Annotated in this window: 12 protein-coding genes; 11 read left to right on the forward strand and 1 reads right to left on the reverse strand. The window is 43.4% G+C overall.

Features of this window, described 5'->3' with window-relative positions; translation table 11 throughout:
• Positions 1-41 precede the first annotated feature (41 nt).
• The 10 genes from murI (at position 42) to EAH55_RS07880 (ending at position 12,340) form a co-directional block, all read left to right on the forward strand.
• The gene (gene murI / locus EAH55_RS07835) at positions 42-887 is read left to right on the forward strand and encodes a glutamate racemase (RefSeq protein ID WP_121809157.1); all 846 of its coding nucleotides are present in this window, start codon (positions 42-44) and stop codon (positions 885-887) included.
• Between the two features lie 172 nt (positions 888-1,059).
• Positions 1,060-2,130, forward strand: a complete 1,071-nt coding sequence (gene nuoH, locus EAH55_RS07840; RefSeq protein WP_121809158.1) for an NADH-quinone oxidoreductase subunit NuoH — start codon at positions 1,060-1,062, stop codon at positions 2,128-2,130.
• A 109-nt stretch (positions 2,131-2,239) separates the two neighbouring features.
• Positions 2,240-2,830 (forward strand): 4Fe-4S binding protein, encoded by a 591-nt coding sequence (locus EAH55_RS07845; protein ID WP_121809159.1) that lies wholly within the window; start codon positions 2,240-2,242, stop codon positions 2,828-2,830.
• On the forward strand, positions 2,827-3,375 hold the full coding sequence (locus tag EAH55_RS07850; RefSeq protein ID WP_121809160.1) for an NADH-quinone oxidoreductase subunit J family protein: 549 nt from the start codon (positions 2,827-2,829) through the stop codon (positions 3,373-3,375). The genes EAH55_RS07845 and EAH55_RS07850 overlap by 4 nt, the downstream gene beginning before the upstream one ends.
• Positions 3,372-3,677: an NADH-quinone oxidoreductase subunit NuoK gene (nuoK, locus tag EAH55_RS07855; protein ID WP_121809161.1), complete on the forward strand. Its 306-nt coding sequence runs from the start codon at positions 3,372-3,374 to the stop codon at positions 3,675-3,677. The genes EAH55_RS07850 and nuoK overlap by 4 nt, the downstream gene beginning before the upstream one ends.
• A gap of 100 nt (positions 3,678-3,777) precedes the next feature.
• Entirely contained in the window at positions 3,778-5,838 is a 2,061-nt protein-coding gene (gene nuoL / locus EAH55_RS07860) for an NADH-quinone oxidoreductase subunit L (RefSeq protein ID WP_244228128.1), read from the forward strand.
• Positions 5,839-5,843: 5 nt separating this feature from the next.
• A complete protein-coding gene (locus tag EAH55_RS07865; protein ID WP_112567129.1) occupies positions 5,844-7,448 on the forward strand; it encodes a complex I subunit 4 family protein in 1,605 nt (534 codons plus the stop codon).
• An 8-nt stretch (positions 7,449-7,456) separates the two neighbouring features.
• Positions 7,457-9,436: a mucoidy inhibitor MuiA family protein gene (locus EAH55_RS07870; RefSeq protein WP_121809162.1), complete on the forward strand. Its 1,980-nt coding sequence runs from the start codon at positions 7,457-7,459 to the stop codon at positions 9,434-9,436.
• A 7-nt stretch (positions 9,437-9,443) separates the two neighbouring features.
• Positions 9,444-10,937: an NADH-quinone oxidoreductase subunit N gene (locus EAH55_RS07875; protein WP_121809163.1), complete on the forward strand. Its 1,494-nt coding sequence runs from the start codon at positions 9,444-9,446 to the stop codon at positions 10,935-10,937.
• Between the two features lie 95 nt (positions 10,938-11,032).
• On the forward strand, positions 11,033-12,340 hold the full coding sequence (locus tag EAH55_RS07880; RefSeq protein ID WP_114936432.1) for an ammonium transporter: 1,308 nt from the start codon (positions 11,033-11,035) through the stop codon (positions 12,338-12,340).
• Positions 12,341-12,725: 385 nt separating this feature from the next.
• Here the strand turns inward: EAH55_RS07880 and EAH55_RS07885 are convergent, their stop codons facing one another.
• Positions 12,726-14,723, reverse strand: coding sequence for a KUP/HAK/KT family potassium transporter (locus tag EAH55_RS07885; RefSeq protein WP_121809164.1), 1,998 nt, complete (start codon positions 14,721-14,723; stop codon positions 12,726-12,728).
• Positions 14,724-15,037: 314 nt separating this feature from the next.
• Between EAH55_RS07885 and EAH55_RS07890 the strand changes: the two genes are divergently transcribed.
• The gene (locus tag EAH55_RS07890; protein ID WP_121809165.1) at positions 15,038-15,646 is read left to right on the forward strand and encodes an alpha-ketoglutarate-dependent dioxygenase AlkB family protein; all 609 of its coding nucleotides are present in this window, start codon (positions 15,038-15,040) and stop codon (positions 15,644-15,646) included.
• The last annotated feature ends 24 nt before the right edge of the window (positions 15,647-15,670 follow it).

A 15,670-nucleotide genomic window follows, 5' to 3' on the forward strand; every position in this document is an offset into this window, starting at 1 on the left:
GAGCGTTCCGTAATTGCGGGACGCTTTTTTTATGTTTGTGTATGTCAAATCAACCCATTGGTATTTTTGATTCGGGCTTTGGCGGGTTAACCGTATTCCGTTCTATTATTGAGCAGCTGCCCGGCTATGATTATATTTATATGGGCGATAACGCCCGCGCACCTTATGGCAACCGTTCGTTCAGTACCATACATCAATACACCTGGGAGTGTGTGCAATGGATGTTTGATCAGGGATGCCCATTGGTGATCCTGGCATGTAATACTGCTTCGGCCAAGGCGCTGCGCACTATTCAGCAACAAGACCTTAAAAATATAGCTGATCCTACAAAAAGGGTGTTAGGGGTAATCCGCCCAACGGCCGAGATCATTGGCAATTACACGAAAACTAAAGAAATAGGGGTATTGGGTACTAAAGGCACGGTGCAATCCGGATCATATCTGCTCGAAATCAATAATTTTTTTCCTGATATTAAGGTACATCAGCAGGCTTGCCCGCTTTGGGTGCCACTGATTGAAAATGGAGAGTACGATAAACCTGGTGCTGATTTTTTTGTGCAGCTTTACCTGGATCAGATCATGGCACAGTCGTCAAACATTGATACCATTTTATTGGCCTGTACCCATTATCCCATCATCCAGGATAAAATTAAAGCGTATTTGCCCGAAGGCATTAATGTGGTTGGCCAGGGTGATATAGTAGCAAAAAGTCTTGTTGATTATTTAAACCGTCACCCCGAAATTGAACAAAAGATAAGCCGTGACGGTGAAAGCAAGTTTTACACCACAACCGATGATACTGCCGACTTTGATCATCATGCCTCGCTGTTTTTCTCGGCCCCGGTAAAGTCAACATTTATATCGGCCAATGATTTGGTAAAGTGTTGAACCTCGATTTTTAGGATTGAAGGATGACCGTGATGCAGGGCTTTAGGCGTTGATAAATCAAGTAATCTTTGAATTAGGTAAATCATGGTTCTCCTATCAACTTAATATATAATTTAATCATTCTAAATAACTCAACATTTAGTAAGTTTGCACCCTTAAGCAAATATTCCTGTTGAACTATTATATTACATATTTTATCGCGGCAATCGGGCTGTTTAGTTTCTCAGCTTTCTTTGCATTATTCGGTGTATATGCCGAGCGTAAAATATCCGCTTTTATACAGGACAGGCTTGGCCCAACCGAGACAGGTAAATACGGTACCCTGCAAACGCTGGCCGATATTCTAAAAATGCTTCAGAAAGAACTGATCATTCCGGCAGCTGCGGATAAATGGTTATTTATGTTGGCTCCGGCGGTAATATTCATAGCCGTGTATCTTGGCTTTGCCGCGCTGCCCTGGGCTCCGGGACTTATCCCTTCAAAAACAAACATCGGTCTGTATTATATCTTCGCCATTATCTCTATCGAAACATTAGGGATCCTGATGGCCGGATGGGGATCTAACAACAAATATTCTATACTGGGGGCTATGCGCTCCGCAGCTCAGATCATTTCATATGAAATTCCTGCCGGTTTTGCTATCATATCTGTGGTGATGATTGCCCAAACGCTGGATTTACAAGCGATCTCGGCTCAGCAAGGGATCCTGGCAACTGAAAAAATTAAATTCGCAGGTTTTTGGGATGTATCCCAGATAGGCGGATTATTTAGCTGGAATGTATTCAGGGCTCCACATTTACTTGTGGCGTTTGTGATCTATTTTATAGCTTCACTGGCCGAAAGTAACCGCGCACCGTTCGATATTCCGGAAGCTGAATCCGAACTGGTCGCCGGTTTCCATACCGAGTTTACGGGGATCCGTTTCGCATTAGTATTTTTGGCCGAATATTCGATGATGTTCCTGGTATCCATGATAGCGGTAATATTATTTTTAGGTGCATGGAATACGCCCCTGCCCAACATTGGCAGCGTTAAACTGGCAACGTGGACAACCGGGGTAGCTTGGGGCATACTATGGGTTGTATTAAAAACACTGGCACTGGTAGCCGTACAAATGTGGATCAGGTGGACATTGCCCCGCTTAAGGGTTGACCAGCTGATGAACCTTTGCTGGAAAGTGTTAACCCCGCTGGCTTTTGCCTGTATGCTGATATCTGGCGTATGGCGGTTGTGGCTCATGTAAGTGTTTAGTCGGAAGTCGGCAGTCCGGAAGTCCGAAGAGATAGAAGAAAAGATTAGTAAATAATTAAAGTATATAGGAAATTCAGGGTAATCCTAAAATCCTAAAAATCATGGTTCAAAGAGTAATAAACGCGTTTACAACAGCATGGAAAGGTTTAAGCCTTACCATACGCCACCTTTTTGCCGGTAACGGCAAACGGGAGATTGTGACCGTGAGCGATAGCAATTACTTTAAACAGCTTGAACATGGTACCAATACCATTCAATATCCTAAACAGCAGTTGCCCGTGCCCGAAGTAGGCCGTTATCAGTTGGATGTGGAAATGGATGACTGTATCGTATGTGATCTGTGCGCTAAGGTATGCCCGGTTAATTGTATCGATATTGAATCGATCAAGGCTACGGAAGCTATCGGGCAAACATCCGACGGGACTACCAAACGTTTGTACGCCGCCAAGTTTGATATTGATATGGCCAAATGTATGTATTGTGGCCTGTGCACTATTGTGTGCCCAACCGAGTGCATTACGATGACCAACCAGTATGATAAAACCGTTTTTCAACTTAGCGACCTGGTTTACCAGTTTTCGGATATGAAACCGGAAGATGCCGTAGAAAAACGCGCTTTATTTGATAAACAGCAGGCCGAAAAACAAGCTGCCAAATTAGCCGCCATGAAACAAAAGGAGGGCGGGGCATGAGTTTAGTGCGCTTGTTGTTTTATGTCATGAGTTTTATTGCCATTGGTTCGGCGCTGTATGCCGCTTTAAGCAAAAACCTGGTCAGGAGTATTTTTATATTTTTTGTGACCTTGTTTGCCCTTGCCGGGCTATACGTAATTGCCCTTGCCGATTTTGTGGCCGTAACGCAGGTAGTAATTTACGTAGGCGGTATTTTGGTGCTGATCCTTTTTGCGTTTATGCTCTCGGGCAGGGAAACGCTGAACGTGATCCAGCAGCAAAAAGGGAAATTTGTTAATATGGCCAAAGTGCCTGCAGTTATTCTGGCTGTATTGTTTTTAGCTGTGATAGTAAACATTATCCTTAAAGTCGATGCCGATAACCTGCCATGGGTAAAACAGGCTATTGCGCAAAAAAACGAGATAACGCCTGCTAATTCCACCATTGAAAATATAGGTATTAACTTAATGACCACCTATCTGCTGCCTTTTGAGGCTATTTCTGTTTTACTGCTGATGGCTTTGGTGGGTGCGGCGCACTTATCACGTAAGGAGGGCAGCGCATGATCTCGCTAACCGATTTTTTACTGGTAGGCGCGTTGCTGTTTTGTACAGGCGTATACATGATTGTATCAAAACGCAACTCGATACAGGTGTTGATAGGTATTGAACTGATGCTGAACGCTGCCATTTTAAACCTGGTGGCTTTTGGTAAATATGATAAGTTGAATAATGGGGGACAGGTATTCGCCCTGTTTGCCATTGTACTGGCTGCTGCAACAACGGCAGTGGCATTAGCCATCATCCTGAATGTTTACCGGAGATATAAAACCATTGATCCGGATGAGATTAAAAATTTGAGGGATTAAAAAGCGTAGAGACGCATCACATGCGTCTTCATAAAGCAGATAGAACAGAAAAGACGCATGTGATGCGTCTCTACAGAAAATAAATAGATAAAAAAGATAATTGAACAACGCGATACCATATACAGATCCTTCCATCTTCTGCTATGCTATTTTAGCTGTGGCTCTGCCGCTGTTTGCTGCCTTGATCAATTTTTGCTTGCCGGTAAAAAGTAAAGCAGCAGGTTGGATTTCAACGCTGGCTATTTTGGTTGGATGTGTATTGTCTGCAATGGTATTTGCAGCAGTTTGGAACCAGCAACCTCAGCACGTTCAAACCTTATGGTTCACTATTGGTACTACCAAAGTTTTTGCGGGGATCTTGCTGAATAACCTTTCGGCAATGATGTTGCTGCTGGTATCGCTGATTGCTTTGCCAGTGCATATCTATTCTACCGCGTACATGAAGTGTGACGACAGGTATAGTCGTTACTTTACTTATCTCAGCTTTTTCTGCTTCAGCATGCTGGGTTTGGTGATTGTAGATAGCCTGGTGTTATTCTATGCCTTTTGGGAATTGGTGGGCTTTTCATCATACCTGCTTATCGGTTTCTGGTTTACCAGGGATAAGGCGGTACAAGCCAATAAAAAAGCCTTTATCATGAACCGTATTGGCGATATCGGTTTATTGAGCGCCATCATTATCATTTTTGCCAAGTTCCATACATTTGATATCGCCACACTATTTATAAACGATAACCTGGTATTTAAATCGGTTATCCATGATGGCTTGTGGATTTCTGCTTCAGGCCAAATTCCTGCGGTGTGGCAATATGTTGCCTGTATTGGCGTGTTTATGGCTGTCGCGGCTAAGTCGGCACAGTTTCCCTTGCATACCTGGTTACCTGATGCTATGGAGGGGCCAACTTCAGTTTCGGCCTTAATTCACGCGGCTACCATGGTGGCTGCAGGAGTGTTTTTACTGGGCAGGGTTTATCCCCTGTTTACCGATAGCGAATTAACTGTTCTTGCCATTATCGGTTGCTTTACCGCGTTTATGGCGGCTACCATCGCGTTAACGCAAAACGACCTGAAGCGTGTACTTGCTTATTCAACTATATCGCAATTGGGTTACATGATCCTGGCTATGGGAGTGGGAGCTTATGGTTCATCGTTATTCCATTTAGCTACGCATGCCTTTTTTAAATGTTTACTGTTTTTGGTGGCCGGTGTCGTGATTCACGAAATGCAGCATATCAAAGAGGAGAACAACCTTGATATCGACCCTCAGAATATTCATTACATGGGTGGCCTGCGTAAAAAACTGCCGGTAACATTTATTGCAGCCGTTGTTGGTTCGCTGGCGCTTATTGGTATTCCGCTTACATCGGGCTATCTGTCAAAAGACGGTATCCTGATCCAGGCTTTTGAATGGAGCGAGGGGCGGAGCGCATGGCTTAAGCTGATTCCGGCAGGAGCGTTGTTTACCAGTTGGCTCACAGTATTTTACGTATCAAGACTGATGGTAAAAGTATTTTTTGGTGAGTTTCGATTGTTAAAAAAACATCCCGAAATAAAACTTCATATCAGCGATGGCGGCTGGCAATACCGCGTACCTTTGATATTATTGGCAATATGCAGCTTGTTCCCGCTGTTTTCGCTTAATCCTTTCTTTTATGAAAAAGCCTGGTTGTTCGAGAGCCTAAAGCCCGCCGAATTCATGGCCCGCGAAAATATCTATCATACCATTATCCCTATAGGGGTAAATATCTTAAGCGTATTTGTGATGTACGCCGCCTATGCCATCTACGTAAAAAGAAATACGTTTTCGTTCCCGCAAACCGGTTTCCTTTACCGCTTATCTTATAACCAGTGGTATTTGGATAAAATCTACAGAAAAGCGATTGTAAAGCCTATACTTGGTTTGGGTAAAACCTGTTTCTGGTTTGACAGGAATGTTATAGACGGTTTAATCCACCTGATTGAACGCTCAAGCCGGATGGTAGCCGCCCTTACCGCCTGGAGCGATAAACATATTGTCGACGGATTTTTGCATTTGATGGCAGCATTGGTGCAAAGCATTGGCAATTTTGCACGTAAATTTCAAAACGGTAAAGTACAGTATTACCTGTACAGCATGTTATTGATAGTATTGATACTGTTTGTTTTAAAAATATTGATCTGAATTTAATGAACCTGTTAACCCTGCTCATATTTATACCCGTATTGTTTGCGCTGGTTATTGTACTGTTGCCATCGTCGCAGCGGGGCAGTTTTAAATATATTACGCTATTGGCTACGTTGTTGCAACTTGGTATCAGCATATATATTTATCTCAATTTTAAAACCGGAGCTGCTTCGGCGGGGATAAACCATGAAGATCAGTTTCAGTTTGTACAGAAACTGCCATGGATAGGCCTTAACCTGGGCAGCATGGGGAAATTGCAGATAGATTATTTTGTTGGGATAGACGGTATTTCGGTAACGCTGCTGGTGATGTCGGCACTGGTGATGGTTGTTGCTACACTGGCCTCATGGGAGATCAAGAGCAATCTGAAAGGTTTCTTCTTGCTGTTCTTGTTGTTGGATATGGCCGTGATGGGTGTATTTTGCGCATTGGATTTCTTCCTGTTTTACCTGTTTTATGAGCTGATGTTGCTGCCGCTTTATTTCCTGATCGGGATGTGGGGTGGTGTACGCCGGGAGTATGCAGCTATTAAGTTTTTCCTTTATACCTTGTTTGGGTCGGTATTTATGTTGCTGGTGATGGTAGGTTTATACCTTTCGGTAAATGACCCGGCAACGGGTAGCCATACGTTTAATATTATCCAGATGATGAACCCCGCCAACTATACTCAGGGTTCAGTATTTTCCGCCGCCGCCCATCAAACCATATTGGGGATGCCGGCACGTACGGTTGGTTTTGTTGTGCTGTTCATTGCCTTTGCCATCAAAGTACCAATTGTTCCTTTACATACCTGGCTGCCTGATGCTCACGTTGAAGCGCCTACACCGGTATCTATTATTCTTGCAGGTGTATTGCTTAAAATAGGTGGTTATGGTATTATCAGGATTTGCCTCGGGATTTTCCCGGAGATAGCCTCGTCAGGGGCGTTTTGGCTTGGCTTGATAGGTGTTGTGTCGATATTATATGGCGCCTGCAATGCGCTGGCCCAGCGCGACCTGAAGCGTTTGATCGCTTATTCATCAGTATCGCACATGGGTTTCGTATTGCTGGGGATTGCCTCGCAAACTGCCGAAGGTGTAAGCGGCGCCGTAATGCAGATGGTAAGTCACGGCTTTTTGTCATCAATGCTGTTCTTTTTAGTGGGTGTGGTTTATAACCGCGTGCACGACAGGGATATTTATCATTTCCGCGGATTGGGTACCCAGATGCCACAGTATACAGCCTTTGTGATGGTCGCTTTTTTTGCCTCATTAGGTTTGCCCGGCTTTTCGGCATTTGTGGCGGAAGCATTTACATTGGCAGGTACATTTAAATCGCCAACGGTTAACGGTTTGTTGCCATATTGGATGGCTATATGCGGCTCGGTAGGTATTTTATTAGGTGCCGCCTATTTTCTGTGGACGCTGCAACGCATGTTCTTCGGAAAAGTATCGCTTAAAGGGGGCGAAGTTTGGAAAATAGCGCTCACCGATGTAAGTATCCGCGAAAAGCTGGCACTTATACCAATGGCTGCTGCGGCACTTGCTTTAGGTTTAATGCCATCGTTGGTATTTGGAAAAATCAATGATTCGGTATTAGCATTGATTCAGTTTTTACAGGCTAAATAAAAATAATAGTGTTTCAACATAAATTCTTTTATGGAAAAGTGCATACCCCTGCATCTTTTATTTACGCTGCCCCCGGCAACACGGGCATAAGCGAAATAACAGATGGTGTGTATTTAACCGAAGGAATTATGTTTAAAAAATTATCTATCGCCGCAGCATTATTTTTTATCGCTGCCGCAACAAGGGCAAACGAAGGTCAGCACGTAGCCTCAAAAGTTCAAAAAGTAACCGTGTTTTTAAATGGGGCGCAGGTTAACCGCACCGCGTTAGTGAATATCAGTCCAGGCACCTCAACGCTGGTATTTGAAAACCTTTCGCCGGGTATTGATGTGCAAAGCATCCAGGTAAATGCCGGTGGCGACTTTACCATTCTTTCCGTAAATCACGAACTTGATTTTGCCGATAACGATATCAGGCAGAAAAATATACAAGCTATTGAAGCCAAGCAAAAACTGGTAAGGAATAAGATAGCCCTGCAAAACAATATGCTTTCCATATACCAGGAGGAAGCCAATACCTTAGCTAAAAACCCAATAAGTAACGGCACCAATGTTGCTTTGGATCCGGTGAAGCTGAAACAGACACTCGATTTTCAGACTGCACGTTTAAACGAGATCAAGAAGAACCAGCAGGTGGTTAATGATCAGATTGACCTGCTTAACGACGAACTGCAGGGTTACGACAAGCAAATTGCCGAAATAAATAGGGTAGGCGCTAAGACTACCAGCAATGTTTTGGTAACGGTATCTTCAAAAGCAGCATTGCAGGCAAATTTTACATTGAGCTACCTGGTGCGGAATGCAAGCTGGTTTCCTACCTATGATATCCGCGCTAAAAATGTAAACAGTCCTATTACTATTGTTTACAAAGCCAATGTATCGCAAAAAACAGGGGAGGACTGGAAAAGCGCTAAGCTTACTTTATCAACAGGCAACCCAACAGTAAACGGCGCCAAGCCCGAACTTACACCTACTTACCTTAATTTTGGTATGTACTACTCCGGCTCTACAGCCTCTTTAACCAAGGTAATGGGCAGGGTGGTAGCCGGTGATGATGGCCAGGCATTACCGGGCGTTGCCATTCGTGTAAAAGGAACTTCAATAGGGGCGGTAAGTGACGCCGGTGGAAATTATAGCATCCAGCTACCTAATGTTAATGCTGTACTTACCTACAGTTTTATTGGCTTTGAAACAACTGAAAGGCAGGCTAACGCACCGCTGATTAACGTATCCCTAAAATCATCTTCGCAACAGCTTAATGAAGTTGTTGTTGCGGGTTATGGTACGGAATATAAACGTGATTTGACTGGAGCTGTTGCAGGTGTACAGGTTAAAAACATAGTTAACACAGTTCCTATCGAAGTTAAAAAAGAGGAAAACCAAACCAATATTGAGTTTAATATCGCTAATCCTTATACGGTGCCAAGCGATGGTAAACAATATGCTGTTGAAATAAGCCAGTATAATATTGATGCTACTTACCAATATTATGTAGCTCCTAAACTGAGTACCGATGTTTTCCTTACCGCCCAGCTTACCAACTGGAATAAGTATAGTTTCCTCTCTGGTGAGGCTAACCTGTTTTTTGAAGGTACCTATATTGGTAAATCACTTATCAATACCGATGCCACTACCGATACGCTGAACCTATCCCTGGGTACCGATAAAAATATTGTTGTTACCCGTAGCATGGAAAAAGGCCTGGCTATGAGGCAGTCATCTGGTTCAAACCTTAAGGAAACCCGCAACTGGCTCATCGATGTAAAAAACAGGAAAAGCCAATCGGTTAATTTGTTGGTTGAAGACCAGGTACCGGTTTCGCAGAATAAAGATATCGAGGTGGAGGCACAGGAAACATCAGGAGCAAAACCCGATGCAACAACAGGTAAGGTTTCATGGAATTTCGTGTTAAATTCGCTTGATGAAAAGAAGGTGAAGCTGAAATACCAGGTAAAATACCCAAAAAATCAATCAGTAATAGTACAATAAAATATAAATGCACGATCTGCTACCCCATATATCAGCTCAGTTAACCAATGTTTTTGGCAGTATTCCCTATTTCATGCCCGAAATTTATTTAACCGCGCTGTTTTTGGTAGTACTGATAACCGACCTGATATTTGGGCGCAGATCTGTGAAGCTTTGTAAAATAGTGGCCTGTGCTGGCTTGCTGCTGGTGTTGTTTAAAGACCTGCAACAGGTTGCTCTGATCCTTGATGGAGATCATGTTATTTTTGGCAGTATGCTGTTGCTTAGGCGCTCGGCAGTGTTCTTTAAGATCATTATCGATCCGCTCTCATTCATCCTGTTGTTAAACTTTACCTGGGATGATAAGCTGAAAGCCCACACAAAAGGAGTATCTGATCTTTATACCATTTCCATCGCATCGGTATTAGGCCTGCATTTAATGGCTATGGCAATTAACCTGCTGTCGGTTTATCTTGCCATTGAGATGGTATCGGTGGCCTCATACCTGATGGTGGCCTATCGTTCCGAAACTGCTTTGAGCACCGAGGCCGGCTTAAAATACGTGCTGTTCGGAGCGGCCTCATCGGCTATCATGTTGTATGGCATTTCCTTACTATATGGATTCAGCGGCTCGCTCGGATTGTTGAATATTGTAGCACAATTGCCAAACGTGAACCCGCTTAGTGTTTCCTTCGCTTTAGTATTGGTGTTGATAGGTGTTGGTTTCAAGCTATCATTTATGCCGATGCACTTTTGGGTACCCGATGTTTACCAGGGAGCGCCAACGCCTGTTACTGCATATCTTTCAACCGTTCCTAAAATAGCCGCTTTCGCGTTACTGGTAAATGTGATGCCTTTGTTCCTGTTCTCGGCAGATTGGAAGGGGATTGATTTTGGCATCGTTTTATCGGCCATTGGTATTATCACCATGATTGCCGGAAACTTTGCTGCCGTTTTGCAGAACAATGTGAAAAGAATGCTGGCTTATTCGAGTATTGGCCATACCGGTTTTGCTTTAATGGCCGTAGTTACCTTTAATGTACAGGGTTTATCGTCGCTTACCTACTATCTGGCAGTGTATGCGTTGGCAAATATCGGGGCTTTGGCACTCGCGTCGTATTTTAATAACGTTGTTGATGCCGAAGAAGTAGAAGATTACAAAGGTTTGGGCTTAAAATATCCTGCTGCATCGGTTTGTTTTGTAATTATCCTCATTTCCCTTACCGGAATCCCGGTTACAGCAGGTTTTACCGGTAAATTGTTTGTGTTTTCGGCAGTTTACAGCGCTTATGAGCAAACACACAACATCTGGTTACTGGCTTTGATGATAACCGGCGCGTTAACTACGGTAGTGTCGTTATTTTATTACCTTAAAATTCCTTTGTATTTATTTCTGAAAAGAACAGAAAATGCAGAAGTTGCAAGTGAAAGATCATATAATCTTCTTGTTTTAGCTGTCGTTATTAGTTTTCTGCTTGTTTTATTGGGGATTTTCCCAAATTCTATCCTTAAATATTTATAACTGATGTTTTTTTCAACAAAAGTCAATTAATTTCTTTTGTTTTTAGAAAAAATCATACCTTTCATGCAGATTTAAAACATATTTTTTCTGAATACATGAAGAGGTATATCCCTTTTTTCCTGATCTTAATTATACTTTCCCTTACTTTCCTTTTTCCGTCAGTAGATTTCAAGGATTCTGGTCACCCTAACTTTAATACAGGCGATATTGCCTGGATGCTGATGTCAACAGCGCTGGTTTTGATCATGACGCCTGGTCTTGCCTTTTTTTATGGCGGTATGGTTAACAAAAAGAACGTAATATCAACCATGCTGCAAAGCATTGTTTGTATGGTAATTATTACGGTAATGTGGGGCATTTTCGGTTTCAGTTTAGCTTTTGGCGATAGTTTCTACGGAATTATTGGTAATCCATCAACCTTTTTCATGATGAAAGGCATGTTGGGTAATGCTACCTGGAAAGCGGCGCCAACCATTCCGTTGTTGTTGTTTGCCATGTACCAGTTAAAGTTTGCCATTATTACCCCGGCGCTTATCACCGGTGCATTTGCAGAGCGGATCCGTTTTAACTCGTATATTATTTTCCTGGTACTGTTTTCGATATTCATATTCTCGCCTTTGGCGCATTGCACCTGGCACCCTGATGGCATATTAGCCAAATTTGGCGTGCTTGACTTTGCAGGTGGTACCGTTGTGCACATGTCGGCGGGATGGGCTGCCCTGGCATCAGCTTTATACCTTAAACGCCGTACTGAGGCTAACCATGCACCTGCCCGTATCACTTATGTGATGATCGGTACCGGTTTATTGTGGTTTGGCTGGTTTGGGTTTAACGCCGGTTCTGCGTTTGGCGCTAATGCTTTAGCTGTTACCGCTTTGGCAACCAGTACAACGGCTTCGGCTGCTGCAGGTGTTACCTGGATATTTTTTGACATGCTGCTTGGTCGTAAACCATCTGCAATGGGTACCTGTATTGGTGCTGTTGTAGGTTTGGTGGCTATTACACCTGCCGCAGGTTTTGTAACGGTACCACACTCAATGGCTATCGGTATTATTTCGGCAGTGGTAAGTAACCTGGTGGTTGAATGGCGTACGCGTACCAGCATTGATGATACGCTTGACGTATTCCCTTGCCATGGTGTAGGCGGTATGGTGGGTATGTTACTGACCGGTGTATTTGCCAGCCAGCAAGTTAACCATGGTAATACAACAGGTAATGGTTTATTCTTTGGCGAAACCCACCTTTTCATTGTGCAACTGGTAGCACTTGTGTGCGTATCTATATTCGCTTTCTTTGGCTCACTGCTTTTATTGAAGATCACCGATATGATCTCGCCATTAAGGGTATCTGCCGAAGAAGAAGAACAAGGTCTCGACCTTAGTCAGCACGGCGAAAAATTATAATAATACTTTCAAACCAACCACCAAACCTAAGAAACTTCCGGCCCAAAAGGCCGGATTTTTTGTTTTGGGGGAGGGATTGCCGGGATAATGAAAATCGACGCACGTTCAAGCGTCGACGCTTGAATGTTTTTTTAATAGGAGCGTCCACGCTCCCGGAATTTATGGTAAGCGCGGACGCTTACCATTGGAATGGTACAAGCGAATGACGCTTGTACCTGCGCAATCAAAGTAGAACCATACCCCTCTCAAGAGAGGAATCGCACATTCCCTTCGCTTTTTATCTCTGAAGTTAACACTTGTACCTGTACAATAGATAGCAAAAAATAAAACCCCTCCTTGCAAAGCAAAGAGGGGTAACACGCGCAGCGACGTTGGGCGAATTGCTTTAATCAGCAAACTCGGAAACCAAATTGCTTACCGGGTCATCCACCCGTTTGATATGAATGTTATTAACCGGTTTTACTACCAGAGGGATCTTTTCAACGCGTGTTTCGCTGGTATCCAAACCGAAAGCCTTAGCTTCTGACTGGGCCAATTTTTTGATGGCAAAATAGCTGTTCAGAATAAAACCTTCGGATACGCTGAACAGGTTATTGTACGACAGGAATTTCTCCATGATCACAAACCTGAAATCGGCAGCCATATGATATTGTTTCAGCGATGGGTAATTGCTGGTGATATCGATCTCGCCACGTTCAACCATATCTTCAACTACCTTGCGGAAAAGTACATTTACCCTCGGTTGGATCCTGAAACCTAAACGGAACTCTACACGGATAACTTTGCCCGGCTCAATCTGGTCAACGCTATACTCCATGGTATAAGGCTCGTCAGTACGTTCAATATGCACGAACCAGTAAGTATCGGCGCGTTTTGGCCGGCGGCTCATGATCGAATAAATGATCTTTTCTTCAATTTGCCTGCTATTGTTCGCCTTTGTTAAATAAATAAGGTGAGTAGCATATTTATTTACCGTAGTATCGTTACTCAACGCGTTAAGCAATGGCAGTTTCTCTTTAATATCAGTAAAGTGAAGGAAGCGGTTGTTGATCTTACGCGCCTTAAACCAGGTGTACATGGTAAAGATCAAACCAACCTCGAATCCTACAAAGAATAAACGTTTTAATATTTTAACCGCGTTGGCTATAAAGAATGAAAACTCTACAGTTACAAACACGCACAGGATAATAGTAACCAACCAAACAGGCCAGTGCTTTACATAACGCATGAAGTAGTACATCAAAATGGTGGTGCTCAGCATGGCAATGGTGATACTAAAACCATAGGCAGCTGTCATGGCACTTGAGGTACGGAAATACAACGATACCAGGATGCAGCCAATGCATAACATCCAGTTGATGCTTGGGATATAGATTTGTCCGCGAATGTTTGAAGGATATTTAATAGTGATCCTTGGCCAGAAATTCATACTCACGGCCTCGCTGATCAGCGTAAATGAACCACTGATCAATGCCTGGCTTGCAATAATGGTGGCTAATGTAGCCAAGGCAACAGCCGGCAGCAGGAAAAAGTGAGGAACAATCTCGAAGAATGGGTTTACACCTGCAAAATTTTTGCCCGGTGCCTGTGACAGTACCCAAGCGCCCTGACCAAGGTAGTTCAATATCAGGGTAGTTTTTACAAAGATCCAGCTTACCTGGATATTGCGCCTGCCGCAGTGGCCTAAATCAGAATATAGGGCTTCGGCACCAGTGGTACATAAGAATACAGCGCCTAACAGCCAGAAACCTTTAGGGTGGTCCATCAGTAAGCGGGCACCATAGTAAGGGTTAAGGGCTTTAAATATAGAAGGGAAATGAACTATCTGTAAAGTACCCAATACGCCCAGCATGATAAACCACATTAACATAACAGGTCCGAAAGCCGAGCCAACCACCTTGGTGCCAAACTGCTGAAAGAAGAACAGTAATAGAATAATGGAAATTACAATGATGAGAATCAGGTTATTACCCGGCACGATAACCGTTGAAAATGCCGGAACCAAATTCAAGCCTTCAATGGCCGATGTTACCGAGATAGGAGGGGTAATGATACCATCGGCAAGTAAAGTGCCCGCACCGATTATAGCCGGGATGGCCAGCCATTTTCCATAACGCCTTACCAGAGCATAAAGGGAAAAAATGCCGCCTTCGCCTTTATTATCGGCCTGTAGTGTAATAACGATGTATTTAAAAGTGGTTTGAAGGGTTAGTGTCCAGAAGATACAGGAAATTGAGCCTAATACCAGCGCGGTGTTCACTTTACCACCTTCAACCAACAGGGTTTGAAAAACATAAAGGGGAGAAGTACCAATATCGCCAAAAATAATACCGAGGGTAACGATCATACCCGCGAAAGTGAGTTGCTTAACGTGCGAATTCATGAATTGTATAAATTATTAGGGGAAAAAGAAAGGATGTAAAAGGCTGCGGCGGGGACGTTTGTGGTCCGTTGTGCAAATTTTGCTGCTGCCGCGATAAACAATGCCATCGTAAATTATATTTTGATTACGAATGCATGTGGCCAATTAGCATGCCATTAGCTATTGGGTTTTCTTTAGTGCTTTGATTTGCAAATATTTATCATATTGAGAAAGCTTTTCTCAATATGAGGTGTTACTATCAAAATGATAGGTTTTATCATTTTGAGAACCATTGCGGTATGGTGCTTTTATCGTGATATTACAGATATTTGAGCATGGATCTATTCAATAATGATCAGTTAAACCTGTTCGGGGCTTCAAAAAACTTACTGCCTTTTGATGGCGAGGTGCTGTTTTACCCGCATTTTTTTAAGCAGGATGTGTTTGAGCAACTGGTTAATGAAACGCCATGGAAACAGGATAAGATGAAGATCTACGGTAAGGAGGTAAACTTCCCCCGGCTTACAGCCTGGTATGGCGAGAGCGACGAGGTTTATGTATATTCTGGTGTGGTGAATGTGCCGGTGAGGTTTAGTCCGCTGTTGTTGGATATTAAACAGGCGGCCGAGCGGCAAAGCGGTCACAGGTTTAATACAGCGTTGCTCAACTATTACCGTGATGGTAACGATAGCATGGGCTGGCATAGTGATGACGAAACTGAACTGGGCGGTAACCCGGTCATCGCTTCGGTATCATTTGGAGCTTCGCGGGTTTTTCAGTTTAAGCATAAGCGGGATAAGAGCGCGAAAGTTTCTATCGCACTAAACAATGGTGATTTGCTCATTATGCAGGGTGAAACGCAGCATCACTGGCTCCACCAGGTGCCTAAAAGAAGCAAGATGCAGGGTGCGCGGATTAATATTACATTTAGGTTTATAGGGTAGTGTGTATAAACTGTTTTGTAAGAT

The sequence above is a fragment of the Mucilaginibacter kameinonensis genome (assembly GCF_003675385.1).
Taxonomy (GTDB): Bacteria; Bacteroidota; Bacteroidia; order Sphingobacteriales; family Sphingobacteriaceae; genus Mucilaginibacter; species Mucilaginibacter kameinonensis.

What these genes read in the sequence shown, in the direction of transcription:
- nuoK (WP_121809161.1), top strand. Translation starts at nt 3,372, where the DNA reads ATGATCTCGCTAACCGATTTTTTACTGGTAGGCGCGTTGCTGTTTTGT.
- EAH55_RS07890 (WP_121809165.1), top strand. Translation starts at nt 15,038, where the DNA reads ATGGATCTATTCAATAATGATCAGTTAAACCTGTTCGGGGCTTCAAAA.
- EAH55_RS07845 (WP_121809159.1), top strand. Translation starts at nt 2,240, where the DNA reads ATGGTTCAAAGAGTAATAAACGCGTTTACAACAGCATGGAAAGGTTTA.
- EAH55_RS07880 (WP_114936432.1), top strand. Translation starts at nt 11,033, where the DNA reads ATGAAGAGGTATATCCCTTTTTTCCTGATCTTAATTATACTTTCCCTT.
- EAH55_RS07885 (WP_121809164.1), bottom strand. Translation starts at nt 14,723, where the DNA reads ATGAATTCGCACGTTAAGCAACTCACTTTCGCGGGTATGATCGTTACC.
- EAH55_RS07850 (WP_121809160.1), top strand. Translation starts at nt 2,827, where the DNA reads ATGAGTTTAGTGCGCTTGTTGTTTTATGTCATGAGTTTTATTGCCATT.
- murI (WP_121809157.1), top strand. Translation starts at nt 42, where the DNA reads ATGTCAAATCAACCCATTGGTATTTTTGATTCGGGCTTTGGCGGGTTA.
- EAH55_RS07875 (WP_121809163.1), top strand. Translation starts at nt 9,444, where the DNA reads ATGCACGATCTGCTACCCCATATATCAGCTCAGTTAACCAATGTTTTT.
- EAH55_RS07865 (WP_112567129.1), top strand. Translation starts at nt 5,844, where the DNA reads ATGAACCTGTTAACCCTGCTCATATTTATACCCGTATTGTTTGCGCTG.